Raw genomic sequence first — 25,307 nt, 5'->3', positions numbered from 1 at the left:
ATTTCAGATCAATTTCACGTTACATCCGCTATTGATATCACCCTGAGCGACGATTTGAGAACCAGCGAATAAACAGTTTCTCAAGCTCAATCCAGACAAAGATCAACGCACTAAAGCCGACACAAACCATTAACTCTGTGAAACTCAGATAATGGGTTCCAAAGAAGTTTCGCAATGGCTCAATGTATAGCAGCATCAACTGCATCATGATCGTGGCAACGACCGACAGTAACATAAAGGGATTTGAGAAGGGACTCACTTCAGCAAAGAGTCGAGTGTTCGATCGAATCGCTAAAGCATGACCCATTTGTGCCAAACATAGCGTAGTAAACACCATTGTTTTCCAGCGATCGCGATCCAGTAGTCCGCCCTGTACCTGCTCGGTGTAGCCATAAGCCCAGGACATCATAAAGATCGTCACCACCGCCAACACCAGCCCAATCCGCACCATGTAAGAGCCTAAACCCCTTGCAAAAATGCTTTCTTGGGTATCTTTGGGTGGCTTTTGCATCACGATCGGTCTTCCGGGTTCCACCGCCAAAGCCAGTGCAGGAACACCATCCGTCACCAGATTCATCCACAAAATTTGCAGCGGCGACAACGGCACCCCGCCCAATCCCATTAACGGAGCCGCCGCGATCGTCAACACTTCCCCAATGTTGCTACCGAGAATGTAGCGAATAAACCGCCGAATGTTGATGTAGACGACTCGCCCTTCTTCGACCGCCGCCACGATCGTCGAAAAGTTATCATCCAACAGCACCATATCGCTGGCTTCTTTACTAACATCGGTGCCTGTAATCCCCATTGCCACCCCGATATCCGCCTGTTTGAGCGCGGGCGCATCATTTACGCCGTCTCCAGTCATCGCAACCACATGTTCGCGCTGTTGGAGTGCCTGGACGATTCTCAGCTTGTGTTCGGGAGAAACGCGGGCAAACACACTCACCTGATCAACCTGCTGTTCTAGATCGGGCTGACTGAGCTTTTCTAACTCTCGTCCCGTGAGAACACGATCGCCCGCCAAAGCAATTCCCAAATCTTCGGCAACCGCTTGCGCCGTCAACTGGTGGTCACCTGTAATCATCACCGCCCGAATGCCCGCCGCCCGACACCGCGCCACCGCATCCCGCACTTCTGGACGAGGCGCATCTAACATACCCACCAGTCCTAGCCAGACTAAGCCCGCTTCGGAGGTGTCTTCAGACGATTCGGGAGGAATTTCGTGGAGCGTTTTGTAGGCAAACCCTAGAACGCGCAGTCCCCGACTTGCCAGGTAGTTGTTTTGATCAACGATTTGCAGGCGAAGTTCATTGCTCAGAGGCTCGATCTGGTTGCCTGCTTCAATGTGTGTACAGCGCTCTAGCGTCAATTCTGGTGACCCTTTGGTAAACATGAAGTAGGGCATTCGATTTTTATCGACGATCGCCAACCCCATCGTTGATTCGTGACGGTGCCCCTGAGCATCCACAATTACGCTCATTCGCTTGCGTTCTGAAGAAAACGGAAACTCAGCCACACGCGGCAGCCAGCGGTCTTTTTTGCCTTTATCTAATCCAGCTTTCCCCGCTAGTGCCAACAGTGCGCCTTCAGTCGGATCGCCTAAAATGCTCCATTCTCCTTGCTCTTTTTGCAACACAGCATCATTACAAAGAACACAGGCGAGTAGAAGGGCTTGCAGGTCAGCTTGATCATTGGGGTCAACTAGCTTGTCTCGACTCAAAAAGTCGCCACCGGGATTGTAGCCTTCACCTGTCACCTTGAGCGCGCCGCCGTGGGTATAGACCGCCTGCACAACCATCTTGTTTTGTGTCAGCGTCCCCGTTTTGTCAGAACAGATCGTCGTCACCGATCCGAGCGTCTCTACCGCAGGCAGTTTACGAATCAGAGCGTTGCGTTTAACCATGCGTTGGGTGCCCAGAGCCAGCGTCACCGTAATTACGGCAGGCAATCCTTCTGGAACGACGGCAACCGCCATACTCAGAGAGACTTTCACCAATTCTTCAAATAGACTGGGACGATAGAGTGTGCCGCCGATAATTGTAATCGCAACGAGAATCAACGCCCCAGTCACCAGCGTATTGCCCAACTGATTCATCCGTTTTTGTAAGGGCGTAGGTTCAGTTTCGACCGACTGAAGCGCTTGAGCAATTTTTCCTAATTCCGTTCGCATTCCCGTTTCTGTTACGAGAACCGTTCCGCGTCCCTGGACAACTTCCGTCCCTTCAAACACTAGATTGATGCGATCGCCCAGGGGTGCATCTTCTGGCAAGGCTCCTGTAGATTGTTTGTTAACGGCGTGGGCCTCTCCGGTCAGAGCGGCTTCTCGAATTTGCAGATTAGCCACCTCTAATAAACGCCCATCTGCCGCGACTTTCACCCCCGCTTCGAGCAGCATCACGTCGCCCGGAACGAGATCTTTGGATTCAATTTCACTAGGCTTGCCGTCTCGAATCACCCGTACTCTCGAAGAAGACAACCCTTTGAGGGCGGCGAGTGCTTTTTCGGCCCGACTTTCTTGCAGATAGCCCAAAACGCCATTTAAGATCACGACCACAAAGATGGCGATCGCGTCTTTTGGAAAGGGGAATTTGCCCGTCGTAAAGCCTTCTCGCACATCCAAAATGGCAGAAATGACTGCGACCGCGATCAGCATCAACAACATGATGTTTTTGAACTGATCCCAGAGAATTTCGATCGGGCCACGCCCTGCTGATTCGGTAAGTTCGTTGGAGCCGTATTTTGCCAAACGATCGCTGACTTCTCGGCTCGTCAAACCAGAGGTGCGATCGCTCTTGAGCTTATGGAGCGTGTTCTCCGCTTCCAACGTATGCCAAGCCACGGCTGCGACTGGCTCAGTAACGCGCGAGTCTAACATGGAAGACATGATATTAAGTTTCCTGAAATGCTGTAATCCGTCTAGCACCTAATTATAGTGCCTGAGTGACATTGTTGAATACTATTAATTAGTATTAAGCATAGAGATGCCGCAGCAGAACGTGAATTTGATCCAGTTTTTTCACGGCGTTCTTGAGTGCTTCTGCCCGCCAAGCTGCCATTCTGGGGAACCTGCAAAAAAACCGACCTCTCTAAGAAATCGGAATCTTCAGCTTCACAATCTTCAGAATTGCAAGTTTCGCGAGTTTAGCTCTGAGTACGCGGCTTTTTAGGGGATTGAGCCTTTGCCGATGACTTTGTGGATTTGCGTCGTTTGGGCGGAGTCGGGGGCACTGTTTTGTCAGAGGGTTCTACTTGGGATGGTGCGGATTCGTGCGGGTGACTCAAAGACATTGCGGGTTCGACTTCGGCTTCAATGACAGTCCCTTGCGATCGACCCGCTTCATTTTGCAACACTTCACCTACAACACTGCCCACGGTTTCCTCAATTTCTACATGAGTTTCTGCGGGAGGCTGCACTTCATCAACCCCTTCTTTGCTCAGGTCTGCTCCAAGGATTTCGTTGATCGGCTCCAGGTCGTTCTCAATCCCTTCTGTGGGGTGATCTGCTTTGGGCTGAGGCGCTGTTTCTTGCGTTAAGGGCATGACCGAACTAGAAGCCGGACTAAAAGATTGAGATGCCTCATCATAGTTCCAGGCAACGCCATCGGGGTCTTGTACCTGCGTCCAGCCATCAAAATTGGGCTTGGTTCTGCGTTGAGTAATCGCCTGAGATGTGGTGTTGAGCCGTTTGGCGAGGGAGGCGGTTGAATGAAGCTGCATGTCTGCGGTCTCTAAGTCTGGCTCGTCCCAGGGAGAAGGAATAGCAGTGTTAGCAACGGATTCTGAAGTTTTAGGAGACGAAGGTGCAGCAGGGCTAAAAGGAGTAGGAGGCGCTTCTAAGGGCGTTGTTTCTGTAATAGGTGGCTCAACCTCAACAGGCAGCGGAACGGGATTAACTTGCTCAATGAGATCAATTAATTGCGCTTGCGCCTCTTCTAGAGAAATCGCTTTAGCTTTGTAAGTCAAGACGATCGACTGCGCCAGTGGATTGAGTCTCACACTAGTAATAAAACTGAGCGATTCAATCTGACGGTGCAGTTTTCCCGCAGCCTCCGGGTCTGTCTCCAGCCAGAAAGCTTTGATTCGCATCCGTCCTGCGATCGCATGAACAATCTGATAGCCGATCTGTTCCAATGGATTTTCTATAAAAACTTGGGAATAAACTGATCATATCAACTGAAGTAAGTTTGATTGCACCAGAGGAGTTTCTCAATTCTTTGGCTCAACCCAGACTCTCGTCTATGAATCATTGAGAATAGATAATTTATAGTCTAGTGAACATTAAAAGATGCCAGAAAAACACGATGTTAAGAAATCAACGATTCTGAGTGCAGCTTCATTTTCTACACGATAATCGACTGTGAGCGCTACAAAGCTACGATCGCTCTACTTGCAGTCTGTATTAACCGTCTGTATTAACCACAGTCGTCAACCTTCTTACACTAAAATCAACCTTAGAATGAAGCTCCGAGCTTGGGGCTGATAGGGCGGGTTTTGGGCAGACGATGGATTTAGAAGGATGAGGCTAGTTGGGCTTTCAGCTTTTTTGATTGTTCTAATTAATGTGGGAGTTATATATAGATAGTTAAGGTCAAATATCACAAAGATGAAGGATTTATCAATCGTAAGGATAGAGTCATGAGAATCGAATACACGATCGCGATTGATCAGATTTAAGGCTAAAAAATTCAGTTGATTAATATAAGTTTAGTCAATACTGAGGTGAGAAAAAATGAATACGAGTTTTATTAAAAGGGTTATTCAAATAAATCAATTTCTGGTACGCTAAAGGCACAGATTCTTTATCGGGTAACTGCAAAATGTTTAAGCAAATTAGAAACGCAGGCCGCATTGCTGCTGGAGTTGTATTCTCAATCCTTGGCGTGATTGGGGTCATTCTTCCTCTGGTTCCTGGCATTCCTTTTTTGATCGCTGCGGCCGCTTGCTTTAGTTCTTTAGAACCCTAGTCCAGACGAATGCGGAGTGTTGCTAGTTAGGTCATGATGGCGACCCCTGTCTACCCGGTTCTCTAGGGGAGTTTTCTACCGACTCATTTAGCAACACTAAATTGACCTCATTCCGCCATGCTCCTATCCATAATTTAGGATTGCCACATGAGCAGAATTATCACCTTTTTGGGTCAGGCAGGCGTGGGGCACACTTCGATCGCGATCGCCACCGCCAAGTGGTTTGCTCAACGCCAACAGCGCGTTCTACTAGTCACCCACAGCCCCAATCCCGCTGCCGAACTGCTTCTCAACATGCCGCTCACAGCCCAGCCCCAGGTCATCGCGCCCAGCCTAGAGGCAGTCCAACTACAAACCACCGTTTTATTAGAGCAGTCCTGGCAAGAACTCAAAGAACTGATTGCGTTGTATGTTCCGATTCCCTCGTTTTCTGAGGAAGTGTATCCTGGCGAGTTAGTCATCTTACCGGGTTTTGACAGTGTGCTGGCGTTTAATGCGCTGCGGCAGTACTACATGAGTGGTGATTATGATGTGATTATTTATAACGGACGGGGCGACCTAGAGACGCTGCGACTGTTGGGAGTGCCCGATGTTTTGGACTGGTACTTTAAGCGGTTTCGTCGGGTATTTGAGGCGATCGACTTGAGCAAAATTGCTGACTTGATCGGCGGCCCGATCGCCAGTGCCCTGATTACCGCCAACGTAGATACGAAAAAACTGGAACGGGAAATGAATCGCATTCGGGAATGGATTACTCAAGGAGTCGCCGTGGTGAATGATCCTCAAAGGCTCACCGCTTATTTGATAACCACTGATGAACCGAGCGCGATCGCAGAAGCTCGTTGGCTTTGGGGAAGTGCTCAACAGGTCAATCTGAGAGTCAGCGGCGTTTTGGTAGCAAATTCTCAGAGCGAACTATTTGAACTAGAACACGCCTTTGCGCCTCTAAGCGTGAATGCTCTACCCAAGTTGCACTCAGAAGCGTGGGATGAAGTCATCAAGGCGCTTCCCGATTTTAGGGCGACGGCTTCCATTCCAGAACCTGTAACCATTGATCTACAACAGCGGCAGGTGCAGGTATTTTTGCCAGGATTTACCAAAAAGCAGGTGAAGCTGACTCAATTTGGATCTGAGTTGACGATCGAAGCAGGCGACCAGCGACGCAACATCTTTTTACCCCCCGAATTTCGGGGTCAGCCCATCCAGTCGGGCAAGTTTGAAGCTCCCTATTTGGTGGTTACTTTTTAGCCTGAGTTCGATAATTTTTTGCTTTGATGTTTAGGACTTTTGCCTCCCAACCCCAACTCTGGGAAACTTCCAAACTTCCAGTCTCAACGATTCATATCTAGGTTCAGCAATGCCGGGGAGATCGAGCGATCGCATCTTCTCCCCAGGCAGTTACGGTCAATATCACGTCCAACGCTTTCTAGTGTGCGGTCTGATTTTAACCGTGGACTAAAAAGTTCGATTGGCGATTGGGTGCGCTAATAAAAACTTTGCTTCTTGAGCACGATCGCTGGTGGGATATCGATCAATTAACTGTTTGAGATACGTCGATCGACCACTGAGAAAATAGCTGGAAAACAGCAGATCATCCGTATAAGCACTGTTGGGAAACTTCACCTGTAGTTCGGTAATGATGCCGTCAATTCGGCTCTGGTAGGCGCTTTCAATATTAGGGGACGCTTCGCCACTGTATTGATCAATGATTTTACCTCCCATTGGCACCCCTACTGGTGGATGAATTCGCAGCGTTTCGTCAGGGTTGTGATTTTCCCATTGCCATAGGAGTGTCATTGCCGTCATATACAGCGTTTTCTCTCGGATTGCAGGTGATGTTTTGGGATCGTTTAATAACTGTTGATAAAGTGCGATCGCGACTGCATTTTGACTCGCCATTTGATAGGCGGTTCGTACCGTTGTTTCTCCCCGTTTGCCGAGATCACAGACCCACCAATAGCGACAATCCCAGCGATCGTTGTCTTCAACGGGATAGCGCGTACTCGTGCTGTAAGTCATCGGTAAGTAATAGGTGCGGCCTTCGTCCCAGAGGGAAAGGTAGCCATTTTTCCAGCCGCCTGCTCCGCCCCAATTAGAGGCAATCTGGTAGCGTGACTCAACCGTGTTTTGTTTTTGCAAAGCGAGAAGTTCTCTCCAGCGTTGTCGCTGCTCTATTAACATCGTTTGCATTTCTTTCTGAATTTCATTCGCTTTCGTATCATCCCACCAAGCCCAGTTTGCGCTGTAATAACTGTCTAAAATGCGAGTTGGCATCGTTGTGAGATCTAATCGCTCTGATGTGTCTAGTGCTTTTGCGTAATTGTGCGATCGGGCATACTTTACCGATAACGCATATTGCAGCAAAGGTGAAATTTCAGCCGTCTCTTTCTCATTCAACAACGTTTGAATCTGCTCGGCAGACAGACCGACATCCAGCAGTGTTCGTACATGGGGATAGGCTAAATAACGAGCGTCATTGTCCCCGGTGGGCGTGGTCATCAGCTTGAGCCAGACGCGCATTGCACCCAAAATATCGCCCTGAGCTTGTAGACTTCGAGCCAAAAAATCCATCGCGTCGTCAGCACCTGGATGATCTGCGTAACGACTCAGCCAAGTTGTCCAGGCTTGTGTTTTTTGGGCGGCGGTTTTTTTGCGAATCTGAGCCAAAATTTGCGGACTGCGAGACTCACCCCCAAAGTACGATCGCCCCGTCAAATTCCCATACTCTTTACAAGCCTGAATGAATTTTGACTGCGGATATTTTTGAGCCATTCCCACCAGAAGATAATAGGCGTGAGGGCCGCGATCGAGTCCGTCTTGCGTGAATCCGTAAAAAACGGTTTTAGTGAGCTGATGCAGTTCGCGTAAATTGCCATTGAGAATCTGTTGGAGCTGCGCTGAGGCTTGAGGATCACCGTGTCGATCTAATTCAGCAATTGCCCACGTGCGATCGGAGTCTTGAGAAGTTGCGATCGCTTTTAGCAATCCTTTACCCAGCGCCGAGATTTTTCCAGCCTTTACCTCGCCCAATCGTTTGACTAGAATGTATTCTCTGGCATCTGTGGGAAGCTGACGGTAAGTTGCGATCGCCTGCTGAATTTGATTTGAAGTGGGCTGAGTGATTCGTTCAAACTTCGTCCATTGAGACAGATTCGGAATCGATTTTTCTCGCTCTGACGAATCGTAGGGGCTACGGTCGGTCAACACTGAGAGCAACGCTAAATTGAACTGATCGTAATAGCGAGGTGAATTGGGCGGTTCTAAGTTTGCTTTGGCGAGTTGAATCAGTTTTGCTCGAAACTGGGGATCATTTAAGCCAAATCGTTCTTGCCAAACCTTCTCATCTTCACTTTCGTAGGAATTGGGCCCGTAGAGCGTCTCAGGCTTACTTCTGATTAGCTCAAAGCTGTAGCCCCCGGCGCGACGTTGAATCTGCTGCGTCAGCCACAGCGTTGTGTAGGGTTTGCCTAAGTTGATAATTCCAGCGATTCCATAGGCTTGACGAGTTTCATCGCCCGTATGACTGTAGTATTCCAACAATGGATAAGCTTTTTCACCGTAGCGTTGCCAAACTGGATTCTTGAGTTTTCCGTCGCCCCATTTTAGCGTGATAATATCTTCTCGAATCGCTTGTAAAATCGGTTGCCACTGCGGATCAAATCGTAATCGATCGCGAATCACTTCATCAATCTCAACTTGTGCGATCGCTTCCGGGGCCATTTTTTCTGCTTGCTGTGCGGCCACGTCTGGAGTCGGAATTTGCACTTCGCGCTGCGTCACTGATACGCCTTGAACATTCACCCCCAGCGCCACCCACACGCCCAACACCAACAACTTTGTTCGCAGTCTGATCATGGTCTACTCATCCAAAGGTCTCTTTCTATGAAAGCATTCCCCCTCACGGCTTTCCAGAAACCTGTATCAAAGGTTATCATTAGCGATAAAAAACATCCTGGTAGTCACGTAGAGATATTCACTGTGACCTTATATCCTAAAAAGCTGCAAGGCAGAATTTTGGACAGTTACATTGTTTTTTATTTATTGCCAAGTTTGCTTTTAGTACAATTAGTTCAAACCACAACAGGCACAAAAACCTTAACCGTACAGTAAGTTTTTACGATACAAATCACAATCAATTGTGTAACGGCTTCGTCACTAATTTTTTATTGGTACTAAATTACACAGCATATTGAAGGAGCGCTATCGTTGCCAACGATCGGGTATCAATTTACGCTTGAGAGTAGCTCTGATTGCAAGGTGGGTTTGCTAACCCTTAAACCCCTCATTTGTCCAAGCTCTGAATCCTGTGCGTCTACCTAACCTCTTATGTTGCCCCGTATTTCCCCTCGGCGCGTTCGCAATCAGGCGATAGATCCTGCTTCAGATCCCGCGTTGTCAGAAGTCACACCTGCTGTCTTCATTTCTTATTCGCGACGAGACAAGGCATTTGTTCAAAATTTGCACGCAGCGCTGAATCGATTAAATCAAAAATCCTGGGTCGATTGGCAAGGCATTCTCCCGACTGAAAAGTGGTGGAAAGCGATCGAAGCCGGGATCGAATCGGCTCACACGTTTGTTTTTGTGATTAGTCCAACCTCGATCGCGTCGGCGGTGTGTACTCAAGAAATTGAACACGCCATTCAACACAACAAGCGGCTGGTTCCTATTTTGTATCAGGAAGTTGATGCAGCCCTCGTGCATCCGGCGATGAGTTCTCACAATTGGGTTTTGATGCGCGACAGTGATGATTTTGAAACTGCTGTTCAGCGATTAGTGACTGCGATCGAGACCGACTTACCCTATGTTCGCAACCATACTCGGCTGTTGATGAAAGCAATTGAATGGCAGCGATCGCAGCGTGATCCCAGTTTTCTGTTGCGCGGCAGTGATTTAAATCAGTCAGAAGAATGGCTCAAACAAGGGCGCACTCAAAGTCCCCGACCGACTGATCTACAAGTCGAATACATTACAACCAGCCGTAAGTCTCCTCATTTACAGCCTACGCCCCGGACAGTTGTTTTGACGAGCGCGATCGCCACCATTTTGCTAATGGGCATTCGTTTTCTAGGCATTTTAGAACCGTTAGAACTGAAAGCCTATGACCAGTTCATGCAGCTTCGTCCCACTGAGCCGCCGGATTCTCGTTTGCTGGTGGTAGAAATGACCGATGATGACATTCAGGCACAACTTCAGCGCGACGAATCAGGAAAAGGTACGCTGTCCGATCGCTCCCTAACTCGACTACTTGAAACGCTAGAACGCTATCAGCCTCGCTTGATTGGACTAGATATCTACCGAGATTTCAAAGCTGATCCCGTCTCTTTAGCAAAACAACTCAGAAGCGATCGTTTGATTGCCCTCTGTAAAGTTCCTGAAACGGATCGTCAGCAGTCCGTTATCAATTCTGGAGTTGCACTGCCGCCAGAGGTGTCTTCTCAGCGGGTGGGATTTGGCGATGTGGTGCTTGATCAAGATAACGGAGTCCGACGACATTTATTGACTCAGCAAGCGGTTCCGAATGCTTCTTGTGCTTCGACTCAAGCGTTCAGTCTGGTATTAGCTCGGCGTTATTTAGAATTGCAGTCTGGCGGTAAGATTGCGTATCGCGATCCATTGTTTTCTGAAGAAGATTTACAGTTGGGGCATGTGGTCTTTCCTCGACTCGGCGCTTTTAGTAATGGTTATCAGGCGATCGACGCATCAGGCTATCAGATGTTACTCAACTATCGGGCCACGCCAGACGGAGCGAGAAATTTGGCTCAACGAGTCACCGTAGAAGACGTTCTCAAAGGCAAGCTCTCCGAAAAAAATGTGCGCGATCGCATTGTTCTGATTGGCGTAACGGCGACTTCTGGCGTAAACGACTACCACACGACTCCTTATCAAACCCTTCCAGGCGTAACAGTGCAGGCACAGATGGTGAGTCAGATTCTCAGTGCTGTATTGGATGGGCGTTCACTACTAACGGTTTGGGCCCCGTGGGGAGATGCACTTTGGATTTTGGTTTGGGGATTGGTTGGCGGCACGATCGTTTATTTTATTCGTGATCCAATCAGACTAGTGTTGGCAGGAGGAGGTGCGATCGTGATTCTATTGGTGAGTTGTTGGGGGATTTTAGTTGTGGGTTCTGTGTGGGTGCCGCTGATTCCTCCAGTGTTGTCGCTGGTATTAACAGGTGCAGGTGCAATGTATGTCACCATTCGACAATATCAGGTAAAGAACTATCGACCTATGCCTGCGTAAAGCATTTTTTCCTGAAACTCGTTGCGGGGTCATCATGATTTTGAATCAGGTATTATCTCGATCGCTTCTAGCATTCACGATCGCAGTCTCTGGATTTTACTCTTTCCCGGCTCAGGCGCAGTCTGTCAATTTTTTTAATCGAGTCAGAGCCATTTTTTCGCGTCCGTCTTCTGCTCCTGCCGCAGGTCGCCGTCGGGGAGCCGCCATTCGCAGTGGGACGTGTCAAGCGATGAATCCACCTCTCACAGCCCTGATTCCGCTTTATCAAACTGCGGGAAGTAGCTTTTTGGTGAGTACGACGACGGCTGAATATCCCACGCTCTGGTTTTATGTGCCTTATGCAATCACGCCCGATCGCCCCGCTGAGTTGAGGCGAGATGACCCCGATCCAACCGATCGCAACTACGTCCAACAGCAAACCGTTCTGCAACTGACCAATGCGCCTGCTGGGGTGATTGGCGTTCGTCTCCCGGCGACCGAAGCCCCCCTAAAAATCGATCACTCTTATCACTGGACTTTTGTCGTATTGTGCGATCGCCAAGATGCGTCTACAAATCAGTTTGTGTCAGGTGCGATCGTACGTCTAACGGCTCAATCTAGTTCAATGCAGCAAATTCAGCAAACCGGGCAACAGTCGCGCCTCTATACCCAAGCCGGATTTTGGGAAGATGCGGTCACAACGCTTGCAGATCTCAAACGCCGCTCTTCTGATGATTCTCAACTGACAGCCGAATGGACAGCTTTGCTAAAGACTGTAGATTTAGAAGCGATCGCAACCAAACCTATCGTTCAATGCTGTGAAGGTGCAAAATGAGCGTCGTTCAGAAAATACTGATTCTGTTAAGCGGTTGCTTTTTACTGGCTCCTTCGATGGTTTGCGCCCAGTCGATTACCCCTGCCGCCGACGGCACCGGAACGATCGTCACACCCAACGGGAATCAGCTAAATATCAGTGGGGGTCAGCTTTCTGGAGATGGGGCAAATCTGTTTCAGAGCTTCGATCGCTTTAGGTTAGATCAAGGACAGGTGGCTAGTTTTCTATCTAGTCCTGCAATCCGTAATATTCTGGGCCGTGTAGTCGGTGGCGATGTTTCTGTGATTAACGGATTGATTCAAGTTAGCGGTGGCAGTTCTAATCTGTTTTTAATCAATCCAGCGGGAATTATTTTTAATCCAACTGCTAGTTTGAATGTGCCTGCTGCATTCACAGCGACGACAGCGAATGGAATCGGATTTGCAAATGGAGGGTGGTTTAATTCGGTTGGGTCAAATGATTATGCAGCGTTGCTCGGTAGTCCCCATCAGTTTAGTTTTTTGACAGGAGGCACGATCGCGAACCTGGGTAATCTCGCCGTACAACCTGGACAAAGCCTGACCTTTCTCGGTGGCACTGTTCTCAATCTGGGAACGCTCACCGCTCCAGAAGGACAGATTACGATCGCTGCCGTTCCCCACTCTAATCTCGTTCGCCTCACCCAACAGGGCAGCTTACTAAGCTTAGAATTTCAGCCGATCGCGTCTGCGACCTTGCCTCAACTTTTGACGGGCGATCGGGTCATCAATGCCACCGGAGTCACGACCCACTCTGACGGCACGATTCAGCTAACGGGTTCAGGCTTGCGGATTCCAGCTAATTCGGGAACGGCGATCGCATCGGGAATGCTAAACGTCACAGGGCAAACAGGAGGAACGGTCAATGTGTTGGGCGATCGAGTGGCGCTCATTTCTGCTAACCTCGACGCTTCTGGGATCAAGGGTGGCGGGACTGTTCGGATTGGAGGCGACTATCAGGGCAAAGGGACGGTGCCTGCATTAGAAACCTGGGTCGATCGCAACTCTATCATTCGAGCAGATGGCATGACTCAAGGCAACGGGGGAACCATCATCGTCTGGGCAAATCAGACCGCTAATTTAGACGGTATTTTCACAGCGAGAGGCGGCTCGATTTCGGGTAACGGTGGCTTAATTGAAACCTCTGGCCGCCAAACTCTCAACCTCACCAGTACGCCCGATGCCAGCGCGGTGAATGGATTGGGTGGCACTTGGCTGATTGACCCCGTAAACATCACCATTACCGCTCCAATCGGAGGAATGCCACTCAGCCCAAATCAAATTGATGTCGCAAATATTAACACTGCCTTAAACGCAGGAACTTCTGTCGCGATTACAACGAATACTGCTGGAAATGATGCTGGAGATATTCTAGTAAACTCACCGATTAGCAAAACGGCTGGTACAGATGCAACCCTACGATTAGATGCCGTCAGAGACATTACGCTTAATAGCAGTATTACTTCAACGAGCAATCGACTGAGCTTAATTTTGAATGGCGACAGTAATGGTATCGGGGATGGCAGAATTGCAATTAGTCAACCGATCGCGACCGCAGGCGGCAATATTACAGTCAATGGTTCGAGCAATGGGGTGCCCTCGGCGATCGTAGTTTCTCAGCCCATCAATTCTGGCGGCGGCAACATCACCTTCACGGGTACGTCCACTGGGCTGGAAGCGCTTTCTACTATCAGAGTCTCAAACTTAATCTCATCTCAGGGCGGCAACATTACCTTCACAGCAACGAATTCAGATGGCACAGGAATCGCTAGTTTTGCTCCGATTAGCTCTGGGGGCGGTAACATTACCCTGGGTGCGTTGGCTGGGTCTCAAGGAGTTGGGGGTGTAGGAATCACAATCAGCAACTCAGTGACCTCTCAAGGTGGCAATATCACCCTCACAGGCACGAGCCAACAAGCAGAAGGCGTGATTAGCGTTGCCCCGATTAATTCGGGAGGCGGCACCATCACAGTCAACGGCACCACGAATGGAACAGATGAGAGTGGCATTAGCTTGTCTAGTGTTGTCAATTCAGCAGGCGGAACAATCAATCTGACGGGCACAGGCAATTCTGGAATTGCAACCCTCTCAGATTCACGAGGGACTGGAACAATCACTTCAGAAGCAGGAGACATTAATCTGATCGCCGATCGCTTGTCGCCACTCTCACTCTCCGGCACAGGCAATCTTTTCATACAACCCCTCACCCCAACACTCAACATTCAGCTTGGCAACAATTCAGAAGCTCAATTTCTCTCCCAAAGCTTTCTGCAAGCCCTTGTTCCTGGATTTCGATCAGTGACGATCGGGGGAACTACAAGCAATGGTTCAATCACGTTTGCCAATAACCTTACCTTTACTTCACCTGTCACGATCAGAACACTGGGAGCAATTGATAGTCAAGGCTTCAACATTGTTGGAACTGGAAGCATCAACCTGCAAGCTAACTCTATTAATGCTGGCGATATCAATTCTAGTAGCACAGTTGGTAATGGAGGAGACATCGCACTCGTTGCTCGCGATCGCATCACCACAGGCAGTTTGAACGCTAGTTCTACGGTTGGAAATGGGGGTAACATTGTCCTCGATCCAGCAGGGGATATTGTCGTGCAGTCGATCAATGCTCAAGGGGCAGCCATCGGCGGCAAGGTGGACATTATCACAGACAGCTTTTTCCGGGCGTTGGGAGCCTTTCGCGATCTTAATGGCATCGATTCTAGTATCTCGACGGCTGGAGGTCTTCGCGGCGGAGCTATTTCGATTCGGGCTAATCGTAGTTCACCAAACACTCCTTTTATGATTGGAGATGCTACAACAAATGGCACAGTGGGCGCTATTACAACGGGAAATGAGACTCAATTACCCTTGCGATCGGTGACAGGTTTATTCAGGTTAGGCGATCCTCCCGCTGACATTCAAATTGTGACTGCCGCAGTATCTACTTCAATCGTGAATCCAGGCGTGAATCCGGTGGTCAATCCAATTGTAAATCCTGGTGTAAATCCGGTAGTGAATCCAATCGCGCCTAATTCAACGATTCAATCTAACATTTCCGGTGTGCCTGAGATTCAGCAACGGACTCCTGGTGTTACAGAGTTGCCCAATGCGGCTCCGCCGTCCCTTCTGATTGACTCCAGTTTGGCTCCGCTAGAAGCTGCCATCACTAACGAATTCACCAACTACCTGACACTCCCCACAGTTCCCCCCACTGTTACGTTACCAGAAGCTCAAAACAACTTGCAGCAAGTTCAGTCAGCGACAGGAGTCAAACCAGCGCTACTTTACCTTACCTTTAGTCCAGAAACGCCAGGAGTAGACTTAGGTCAACCAGAGAGCGATCGACTAGAAATCCTGCTAGTTACTGCAACAAAACCACCCATTCGCAAACGCATTTCAGCCGCTACTCGATCGCTCGTTCTCAAAACCGCCCAACAATTTCGCAACGAGGTCTCTGATCCGAGTAAGACGCGCACTCGTAGTTACTTGACTTCAGCCCAACAGCTTTATCAATGGATGATTGCTCCGATTGAGTCTGAGCTTAAAGCTAATGGCATTCAAAATTTGGCGTTTATTGTAGATTCTGGATTGCGACTAATGCCGATCGCCGCCCTTCACGATGGTCAAAGTTTCATCATTGAGAAATACAGTGTTGGCATTATGCCTAGTCTTAGTTTGACAGACACTCGGTTTGTCCGCTTAAAAAATGCTGAAGTCCTTGCGGCAGGAGCCTCTGAGTTTCAAGATCAAAATCCTTTACCGTCTGTTGCGATCGAGCTATCAACTATCCAAAAACTGTGGTTTGGCGATACTTTGCTCAACGAAAGTTTCACGCTCAACAATCTCAAAGTCAAACGTGAACAACAACCATTTGGCATCATTCACTTATCGACTCATGGGGAATTTTTACCAGGGGCGATCGGCAACTCTTACATTCAACTCAGCGATACCAAACTGCGCCTCGATCAAATTAGACAACTTGGTTGGAACACACCCCCTGTCGAATTGTTAGTTCTCAGTGCTTGTCGAATGGCGGTCGGGAGCCGAGATGCCGAACTAGGATTTGCCGGATTTGCGGTGCAGGCAGGCGTAAAATCTGCGTTAGCAAGCTTGTGGAATGTTAGCGACGAAGGCACTTCTGGACTCATGGCAGAATTTTATCAACAATTGCAGCAAGCCCCAATCAAAGCCGAAGGACTGCGGAGAGCGCAAATCGCAATGCTTAAAGGAACAGTCCGGTTACAGTCGGGTGATTTAATCTGGTCAGGTGGACGATCGCCCCTGCCTACAGATCTCTCGATCGTCAGCGATCGTCTGTCTCACCCCTACTACTGGTCTGCCTTCACCCTGATCGGAAGTCCGTGGTAACCGAGCATTACAACTAAACTTTTGACCAACCATCACCACTAAACTTTTGTCAAACCACTTGACGCGCCGCCCAATCCCCGATATTCTCTCAACTTAAGGCTGTTTGATAAAATAGCCCCGAACACCCAAAATCTAGTTCGTCGCCGCCCAAGGCTGTTAGCAGCAACCGAGGACGGCTAACCCACAAGACTGATCTTCCCAGTCAAGAGGGCTAATGGATGATCTTACCACTCCATCGGTCGCTCTGACTTGCGCTGATTGTCGGGGCGACTAGTTTTTGGGCGTTCAAACAACCCTGAAACTCATTTTGGAGTTATTTGATCATGGAAAAAGCGTTTTTGAGCGCTGGCTTTCGGCTGTGCAATTTACTGTGGTCTATTCTCGAATCGATTGAAGACCGTCATCTAGCATTCGTCGCCCCATTCACATCTCCTCACGATGCGATTCCCACTCCACTACAAGATCTGTTGCCCAAAACGTTGATTCCTCAATCAAACGAATTTGAAGCGCTGCGGGTTTTGGTGATTGGTTCCGTCGAGGGTGTCAATGAAACTGTGCAAAACCTTCACGCTCGACACTTTGCCCAGGCGAGTGATTGGAGTCCCTTGTTACCTGCGCCGATTCCGGGAGCCGTAATGCGAGTGCTAATTCGCCAGCGTCAAAAATAAGGCGTTGCTGACTGATTGACTGATCCGCCTTCATTGCAGTGTTGTCGGTCAATCAGGGAGCATCCCAATTGTGCAAAATCTCGGATTGCCCTCCTCACGAAGTGGGGCGAGAGCTTTGCCAGCCCGTCTCCCCTGCCGTGTACACACAGGTCGATCGATCTGTCATTGCTGAGATCCTTCGCCCCCTAAATCCCCCAAAAATGGGGGACTTTGAGCCGTCGTCCTGGCTTTGAACTTTGGAAATCTTTCCTTTGTCAAAGTCCCCCAGAATGGGGGATTTAGTGGGCTGAAGCCGCCTGAAACGAAGCGACAACGACTTGTGCGTACACGGTAGGCCCTTCTTCTCCCTGGGGAGAAGGTGAGTCAGATCTCTTGTTTCCTCTCCTGGGGGAGAGGGTCAGGGTGAGGGCAGAAAGACTGTGCTACACAATTGGGATGCTCCCGTCAATCAGTCCTTGTCGGAGCGAGTTGTAGTTAGCCGCCTAATAGTCTTCCTGCAACAATCATAGATGCCCTCCGAAGGTTCTTGCGAAGCTAACATTAACGTAAATTCGATGAGAGTTTGTCGCTTCGTTGTTCACGGCTAGAGAAGAATTCTAGTTCAAAGTCCCTCACTTGTGGGGGATTTAGGGGACGTTTCTGGATCTGCGACCCCTTGCGGCTATCTCGAAGAGCGGGAAGCATTCGTCGAACTGACGTTAACATTAATCGACAGGTATTCACGCAGGAAGTCTATTGAAGGATCGCCGTCCAGAAGTTCGCTTGATGTCGAGATCGATCGAATTCACACTCAAAGATCACGCTCTTGCTGCACACTGAATTAGCTGTAGCGCTTGTTCACGATTGTTCTTGTCCTGTAGTGTGTTAGCCACTTTTTGCGCCTGGACAGGTTGCTTTAGTCGGGCATACTCTACAGCGATCGCTTCCAACAAACTCCCGCGATCGTCGGTCATGTCGATGATTGTTCCACCTTCTGCCCCCAGACGATCAACTTGTGACTCATCCCCTGGAATCGTTTGCGCTACCTTAAAAGCCTGATCCAACATTGGCAGTGCTTGATCAGATTGACGAAGTTCAACATAGCGCTGTGCGATCGCAAGAAGTAGCTGAGTTTTGCGCCTTTCTGGTGTAAGTTGATCAACAATCGGAATGGCTAGATCAAAGCGATTTTGGTTGAGCAATAAAGTTGCAGCAGACTGTAGGCGATATTCTCGACCATCGGGATTTTGAGTGCCCTGAGCGAGTTGGAGTGCCCCGATCGCCTGCTTTGCATTCAAAAACAATGTAAACGGATTGTCAATGCGTCCCCCTATGCCTGTATCACCTGCGCTGGCATTGAGTTGAACGACTTGCTCAAGCAGTTGGCGCGATGTCTCAGTTTCTCCCATTTGAGCATACGTCAGCGCAATCGCTCCCACGCCAATGTATTTGAGGTCGGTCGGTTCAGAGATATCGCCGCCTTCTCGTTTAATTCGTTCACTAGCAGCTTTTGCGAGAGGCTCAATTTGTTGTTGAGTTTGCTGAAGGAGGGTTTTTGCCCAGGCGGTTTGTCCAGACTGATGAGCAATGAGCGCGATCGTAGCGCGTAACTTAACCCGCAACAAAGAACGATTGGTGATCGGCAACTGCTCGACCCAGTTCAAGGCTTGGGTGTGTTGTCCGCTTTGAGCATAGGCTTCGACAATTTTTTGGATCTGTTCATCTTGTAGACCATAGTCGATCGTAGAAATGCGCGCCCATTCTTGTAAAATCCAATCAAACAACTGAGCTTCTGTGGCAGTTCTGATGAGATCGGCTAGTTCTGCTCTTTGCCAATCATCTTTCTTATTTTGAATCTGGCTCAACTGTTGGCTCAGAAGCTGCGTGGCTCGATCGGGTCGTTTTGCCTGAATATCAGCCGCCATGATTGCTTTAAAGGCTTCTGGCTGAAAGAAGGTCAAATCGGTTTGTGCAAGCTGTTTGGCCTCGTCGCGTCGCCCGACTGTGAGATAGTCTGTCACCAATTCTCGTATGACCAGTTCTCGCAGCGATGTCTCAACCTTAGCCGTGAGAGATTTGGCTACTTGCAGTGCTTGCCGAAACCGCTGAGTGGCTTTGTCTGGTTGATTTACTTTGTCATAACCAACTGCAAGCTGTCCGAGTGCGGTTGCTTTTTGAGCCGGGTTCGTAATGGTGGCAATCAGTTGTTCTGCATTGTTGAGTTGTTGGGCGTTGCTGTAGGCATTGGCAATTTCGCGCAGTGCGATCGCTTGACTTTCTGAGTTTTTGGGCAAGGTTGCAGCAACATCTTTCGCTTTGGCGTAGTTTCCTGACTGAGCATAGATCGCGGCTAACTGTTGCAAAAGTTCTAGTCGAGTGGACTGTGCAGCAGGTATTTGTTGAATTGTTTTTTCTACTTGCTCAAGAATGGACTGTGCCGCTTGAGGTTGAGAGAGGATTACAGATCCCTCCGCAACATCGAGTAAGCCCTTTGCCTTGAAGGTTGCTCCTTGAATAAATGGGGCGGCTTCACGGGCTTGATTGAGGGCACTGGTGGCGGTTTGGGGCTGACCTAGCGTGGTGTAGTGACGAGCGATCGCTGCCAGTGCGCGAGTTTTGATCAAACTATGGGTCGGAAAGAGCCGTTGAGTAATTTGGAATAGCTGATCTAAGGTCGATCGCAGTTGCGTTGATTGTGAGTTGCCCGCTAGTTTGATCAATCGCTCAAATCGAGGAGTCGATCTGCTACCATCATTCAAAAGCCATTGCGAAACTAGATCGGGGTGAATCAACGTTGGCTCGACTTGCAGCGCGATCGACAAGGCTTCTTGTAGTTTCTCAAAAGTTATTTTGCTATCTCTACTATCTAATGCGGTGCGGGCCTGCTCTGATGGTGTCAAGATTCGACTTTCTACCGATTGATCGGGAGCGCAAACCAAAGGAGGAACCGACTGAGCAACCCCGCGATCGCTCATCAAAGTAGCATTCTGAACACCGACCAAGACAAATAAAGTAAGTAGACAGTTAAACCGCAATAAATAAGGCATATCAGAACTAAAGTATGGCTATCTATCAGTAGTAGATACGACATTAAGAGTTTCCGTTCCCGACTGTTAATGAATGGTTTGGACAAAATCATCGATCCGTAGGGTGTGTTAAGCCATGCAAAATGCACCACTAACCCAAACCACCCACACGAAACGTAAATACTTCGATTATGGAGAAATTAACGAAATCTATTGCTTGATTAATTTGTAAATAAAAGATGCAGCAGTCTGCCTAAAGAGGGATTCTCATCCTACGGGGATGCATTCTATCCTTTGGGGAGAAAATGAATAGTCGTGATTCAATGAACGATCGTGAACTGAAACTCACGCAGTCCCCTTTGTCAAAACTAACTGACAATCGAGCCATGTCCCTTTTAGGAGCTTGAGCGCATGAATAAAATCAGCACCAACAAGATCAAATCAGCGACTCCGTTTCTCCTTTGGTTTCGTCGCTATCTGCCACAAGCACTACAAGCGCGAGTGCGCCCCTACCTTGACCAACCCTACCAACTGGCGCTCAACATTCTCGATTGTTGTAATCCGACTCAGCCGATCGCTGTCGGAAATATTGCTCAAGAGGCCAGCGTGACGCGAGAAACGGCGAGACAGGTCTTATTGGCGCTCAAAGAGGGCGGAATGCTGTTTGCGGTGAGTCCGACTAAGGGCTGGCAACCTCTAGAGATAGAGTCATTGTCCTCTGAAGCGATCGCAGGTCTTGAGTCCGATCGCCTTGAACTTGCTTTGTGGGTCGATCATGTACACCACGTCTAAAAACACTCAAATCTCATCTACATTTCATTGACTTAAGCATCTACTCAAAACCACATCTACACAAAATCACACCAACCTAGCCCCACTGCTCATCAGGTTTTTATGACTCTGCCAGTTCATACCCTCTTGCTTGTTGATGACGTTGCCCCAGACCGAGCGCAATATCGGCGCTGTCTGCTCGCAGATTCAAGCTGCGTCTATCGCTTTTTGGAAGCAGAGAACGCGATCGCAGGCTTAGAACTCTGCCGAACCCAGGCGATCGATGCCATTTTGCTCGATTATTCACTGCCCGATCAGAGTGGGTTGGCGTTTTTGGAGGCGCTCAATGCTCAAAGCAGCGATCATCCCCCCGTCGTCATGGTGTCAGGAGAAGGTGACGAAAGCCTCGCAGTCCGAGCGATAAAACTGGGCGCAGAAGATTATTTGACCAAACGCCGCCTCACCCCCGAACTGTTGCAGCTAACTATCCGCAGCGCGATCGAAAACGCTGGATTAAAACATCAACTTCAGCAAAGCCAAGATCGCTTTCGGGTGTCGATCGAGAATATGCTGGACTGCTTTGGCATTTACTCATCGGTTCGAGACGAGTCGGGACAGATTGTTGATTTTCGGATTGATTACTTAAATACAGCCGCCCTGGAGAGCAATCGAATGACGATCGCTGACATCGGTAGAGGGCTGTGTGAAGCCTTTCCTTCTCATCGTGACGTGGGGCTGTTTGAGGCATATTGCCGAGTCGTCGAGACCGGAGACCCCCTGATTCGAGAGGACTTGATCTACTCCGACCTGTTTGGAGCACAGCTTTTGACAAGAGCCTACGATCTGCACGTTAGCAAATTAGGAGATGGCTTTGTAGCTTCTTGGCGAGATGTCACGGAACGCAAACAAGCCGAATTAGCGCTGCGGGAAACCAACCAACGGATCACAACCATTTGGGAAAGTATGACCGATGCGTATGTAACCCTCGATCGCGGCTGGCGAATTACCTATGCAAATCGAGCCGCCGCGCAAGTAATTTTGCAACTGGCGGGTCTAGAACCGGAAGCATTTCTGGGCAAATCGCATTGGGAAGTTTTTCCTTCGCTAGTTGGTCAAGCGATTGAGCAGGAATATCAACGAGCAGTCAGTGAGCAGGTTGCCGTGACGCTTGAAGTTTGTTATAAGTCAACTAGCAACTGGTTTGAAGTTCATGCTTATCCTCACACAGATGGCTTGGGAGTTTACTTTCGGGATATTACCGATCGCAAGGCTTCAGAGATAGAAATTCAACGGCTCAACCGAGAACTCAACCGACGAGTTGATGAACTGCAAACGATTCTGGATGCGGTTCCGGTGGGCATTACGATCGCAGACGACCCAACCTGTAAAGTGATTCGCGCCAATCAGTTTGCTCAATCGATGCTCTCGGTGCCCTCGGATGCCAACGTCTCTGCCAGTGGAGAACAAGCCGAAACGCTGCCCTTTAGACAACTCCGCAATCGTGAAGAAATCCCCCCCCAAGACTTGCCGATGCAGCAGGCAACCGCTCAAGGAAAAGCCGTGCAAGATGTTGAGATTCAACTAGTGCGATCGGACGGAGCAACCTTTGACTGGTGGGTGAATGCGGTGCCTTTGTTTGATGAACAGGGAGCCGTGCGCGGATGTGTGGCAGCCTTTATGGATATCACAGACGCAAAACGTCGAGAATCGGAACGGCAACAGTCAGAAGATCACCTACGGCAACAAGAAACACAACTGCGGCTATTTGTGAAACACGCCCCTGCTGGGGTGGCCATGTTCGATCGCGAGATGCATTACATCGTGGTCAGCGATCGTTGGCTTACGAGCTATGGATTAACAGGTCAAGATCTGATCGGACGATCGCACTACGAGGTTTTTCCTGAATTGCCCGATCGCTGGAAAGCCATTCATCAGCGCTGTCTCGCGGGAGCGGTCGAAACCTGTGAAGAAGATGCGTTTCCTCGTGCGGATGGATCAGTAGACTGGGTGCGCTGGGAAATTCACCCGTGGCGGACAGAGACCAATGAAATTGGCGGCATTATTATTTTTTCAGAAGTAATCACCGATCGCAAACAAGCCGAACTCGCCCTACAAGCCGCAAATCAACGGATCAGCAGCATTCTAGAAAGCATTACGGATGCCTTCATTGCCCTGGATTCTGACTGGTGCTACACCTATGTCAATCACGCCGCCGAGCAATTTTTAGGACGACCAAGAGCCGATCTGCTGGGGCGATCGATTTGGGAGCTATTTCCCGCCGAGGTAGAAACTAATTCGCCGACTTATCGAGAGCTTCATCGTGCGTTTGCGGAGCAGATTCCGGTCAAATTCGACGGGTTTGCGCCCTCCTTGGGTCTGCACATCGAAGTCAGCGCCTATCCTTCACCCGAAGGCGTTGCTGTCTATTGGAGCGACATCAGCGAAAGGGTACAGCTTGAAGCCGAACGCAGGCAAGCCGAAGCCGCGCTGCAAGAACAAACTAACCTGCTACAACTGATCATTGAAAGCATCGGAGACGGCTTGATTTTGGCCAATCCCCGCGGCGAGTTTGTGTTGTTTAACCAGGCAGCCGAACGGATTTTTGGGCGACTCACCAATGAGCGATCGTCCGATGAATGGTCACGCACCTACGGACTCTTTTTACCCGATCAACAAACCCTTTTTCCCGATCGACAGCTTCCCTTATATCGGGCGATGCAAGGAGAACATGCCACAGATGTCGAAGTGTTTGTCCGTCGTGATCCCGCTTTAGAAGGGCGCTGGATTAGTATCAGTGGGTTTCCGGTAGTAGACGCAAATCAAAACATCACAGGCGGGGTGATTACCTGTCGAGATGTCACCGATCGCAAACAAGTAGAAGCCGCACTAAGAGAAAGTGAACAACGCCTGCAAGCCCTGATTGACAACTCTAATGCTGCCATTTTTATCAAAGATTTGCAGGGGCGTTACTTGCTGATAAATCACGAGTGTGAGCGACTGTTTCACGTCACTAACGAGTGGGCCTGCGGCAAAACTGACTATGACCTGTTTTCTCAAGAAGTTGCAGATGCGTTGCGGCTCAATGATCAACAAGTTCTAGAGTCGGGGACGGCTTTGACTTTAGAAGAAAAAGTTCCGCTAGACGATGGCATTCATACCTATGTGGCTGTCAAGTTTCCGCTGTTGGATCAAGCAGGCGTGACCTATGCTATTTGCGGAATTTCTACCGATATTAGCGATCGCATTCGGATCGAAGCAGACCGCGATCGCTTGCTCACCGAGGCCCAAACCGCCCGCGAAGAAGCCGAAGCCGCCAACCGCAGTAAAGATGAATTTGTCGCGATGATCGCTCACGAACTGCGATCGCCCCTCAACTCGATTATGGGCTGGGCCAACCTGTTGCAAACTCGCACCTTTGATCCAGCAACCACCACAAAGGCTCTGGAAACCATCTCACGCAACACCCAAACGCAGATCCGCCTGATCGAAGATTTGCTCGACATCTCCCGCATGGTCAGGGGCACATTGCAGATCAATTTGGCTCCTGTAGATCTCGCCGAAGTCATGGAAGCCGCGATCGATATTGTGCGTCCGTCAGCCGCCGCCAAAGCGATCGAGCTAAAACTCCAAAAGGTGCCCACGGCTCAAGTCTCTGGTGACGCAAATCGGCTTCAGCAAATCATCGTCAACCTGTTAACTAACGCGATCAAATTTACGCCCCACGCGGGACGAGTCACCGTTGGCTTAGAGCAAGTTGAGTCTCGCGTACAGATTCGCATTCACGACACCGGAAAGGGGATTGCGCCTGAGTTTTTGCCGTTGATCTTTGAGCGATTTCAGCAGGGTCAGCAAAATGCAGGGTCAAAAGATGGATTGGGGCTGGGATTGGCGATCGTCAAACACCTGGTCGATCTCCATTCAGGCACTATCACCGTAGAAAGTCCCGGTATCGGACAGGGATCGACGTTTACGGTACAGCTTCCAAAGCTTGAAGCCTCAGCACAGAAATCGCCAAACGATCGACCTGCTGACACTTCATTGGCGGGGGTTCGCATTCTCATCGTCGATGATGAGCCAGACATGGTGGATTTAATTACTTTTGTTTTAGAAGAGTCTGGAGCCGAAGTACAGTCTGCAACATCGGGGGTTTCAGCGCTGGAGTGCTTGTCTAAATTCAGACCCGACATTTTGGTGAGCGACATTGCGATGCCAGGGGGCAATGGCTACGAGTTAGTGCAGCAGATGAGAACCCGACCAGAGGGACAAATTCCGGCGATCGCTCTCACTGCCTACGCAAGCATCACTTATGAGGAACGATCGCTGCAAGCCGGGTTTCAACAACATCTCACCAAGCCTGTCGAGCCAGAAGACTTAGTTAATGCCATTATCAATTTAGTTAGAGGCATCAGATAAAAATGGCGAGGATCGGCTTCTCCAGCATTAGCAGACGTTGCATG

Annotated in this window: 12 protein-coding genes; 8 read left to right on the top strand and 4 right to left on the bottom strand. The window is 49.4% G+C overall.

All coding sequences use genetic code 11. The features are described from left to right. Nucleotides 1-37 precede the first annotated feature (37 nt). Complete coding sequence (locus ACKFKH_RS24740; protein WP_446861006.1) at nucleotides 38-2,887, bottom strand: cation-translocating P-type ATPase; 2,850 nt, start codon at nucleotides 2,885-2,887, stop codon at nucleotides 38-40. Nucleotides 2,888-3,144: 257 nt separating this feature from the next. Continuing rightward, the gene (locus tag ACKFKH_RS24735) at nucleotides 3,145-4,134 is read right to left on the bottom strand and encodes an HMA2 domain-containing protein (protein ID WP_446861005.1); all 990 of its coding nucleotides are present in this window, start codon (nucleotides 4,132-4,134) and stop codon (nucleotides 3,145-3,147) included. A 686-nt stretch (nucleotides 4,135-4,820) separates the two neighbouring features. On the opposite strand from ACKFKH_RS24735, the gene ACKFKH_RS24730 reads away from it, so the two are divergent. Further along, complete coding sequence (locus ACKFKH_RS24730) at nucleotides 4,821-4,967, top strand: DUF454 family protein (protein WP_446861004.1); 147 nt, start codon at nucleotides 4,821-4,823, stop codon at nucleotides 4,965-4,967. A gap of 147 nt (nucleotides 4,968-5,114) precedes the next feature. Beyond that, the gene (locus ACKFKH_RS24725; protein WP_446861003.1) at nucleotides 5,115-6,215 is read left to right on the top strand and encodes a Get3/ArsA fold putative tail anchor-mediating ATPase NosAFP; all 1,101 of its coding nucleotides are present in this window, start codon (nucleotides 5,115-5,117) and stop codon (nucleotides 6,213-6,215) included. Between the two features lie 207 nt (nucleotides 6,216-6,422). Here ACKFKH_RS24725 and ACKFKH_RS24720 read toward each other — a convergent pair whose 3' ends face one another. Then, entirely contained in the window at nucleotides 6,423-8,822 is a 2,400-nt protein-coding gene (locus ACKFKH_RS24720) for a hypothetical protein (protein WP_446861002.1), read from the bottom strand. Between the two features lie 471 nt (nucleotides 8,823-9,293). Between ACKFKH_RS24720 and ACKFKH_RS24715 the strand changes: the two genes are divergently transcribed. From ACKFKH_RS24715 to ACKFKH_RS24700, 4 genes are all read left to right on the top strand, one after another. Further along, on the top strand, nucleotides 9,294-11,210 hold the full coding sequence (locus ACKFKH_RS24715) for a CHASE2 domain-containing protein (RefSeq protein ID WP_446861001.1): 1,917 nt from the start codon (nucleotides 9,294-9,296) through the stop codon (nucleotides 11,208-11,210). A 34-nt stretch (nucleotides 11,211-11,244) separates the two neighbouring features. Next, nucleotides 11,245-12,024, top strand: a complete 780-nt coding sequence (locus ACKFKH_RS24710) for a DUF928 domain-containing protein (protein WP_446861000.1) — start codon at nucleotides 11,245-11,247, stop codon at nucleotides 12,022-12,024. Further along, entirely contained in the window at nucleotides 12,021-16,406 is a 4,386-nt protein-coding gene (locus ACKFKH_RS24705; RefSeq protein ID WP_446860999.1) for a CHAT domain-containing protein, read from the top strand. Before ACKFKH_RS24710 ends, ACKFKH_RS24705 begins: the two co-directional genes overlap by 4 nt. A gap of 323 nt (nucleotides 16,407-16,729) precedes the next feature. Beyond that, nucleotides 16,730-17,074, top strand: a complete 345-nt coding sequence (locus ACKFKH_RS24700; RefSeq protein ID WP_446860998.1) for a hypothetical protein — start codon at nucleotides 16,730-16,732, stop codon at nucleotides 17,072-17,074. 797 nt (nucleotides 17,075-17,871) lie between these two features. Here the strand turns inward: ACKFKH_RS24700 and ACKFKH_RS24695 are convergent. Then, nucleotides 17,872-20,100 carry a tetratricopeptide repeat protein gene (locus ACKFKH_RS24695; RefSeq protein WP_446860997.1) on the bottom strand — a complete coding sequence of 743 codons (2,229 nt, stop codon included), beginning with the start codon at nucleotides 20,098-20,100 and terminating at the stop codon, nucleotides 17,872-17,874. Between the two features lie 390 nt (nucleotides 20,101-20,490). Between ACKFKH_RS24695 and ACKFKH_RS24690 the strand changes: the two genes are divergently transcribed. Both ACKFKH_RS24690 and ACKFKH_RS24685 read left to right on the top strand, forming a co-directional pair. Then, nucleotides 20,491-20,871, top strand: a complete 381-nt coding sequence (locus ACKFKH_RS24690; RefSeq protein ID WP_446860996.1) for a hypothetical protein — start codon at nucleotides 20,491-20,493, stop codon at nucleotides 20,869-20,871. Nucleotides 20,872-20,973: 102 nt separating this feature from the next. Continuing rightward, a complete protein-coding gene (locus ACKFKH_RS24685; protein WP_446860995.1) occupies nucleotides 20,974-25,263 on the top strand; it encodes a PAS domain-containing protein in 4,290 nt (1,429 codons plus the stop codon). Nucleotides 25,264-25,307: the final 44 nt, after the last annotated feature.

Source organism: Phormidesmis sp. 146-20, from assembly GCF_052939475.1.
This window is presented reverse-complemented; position numbering and strand designations above follow the sequence as displayed.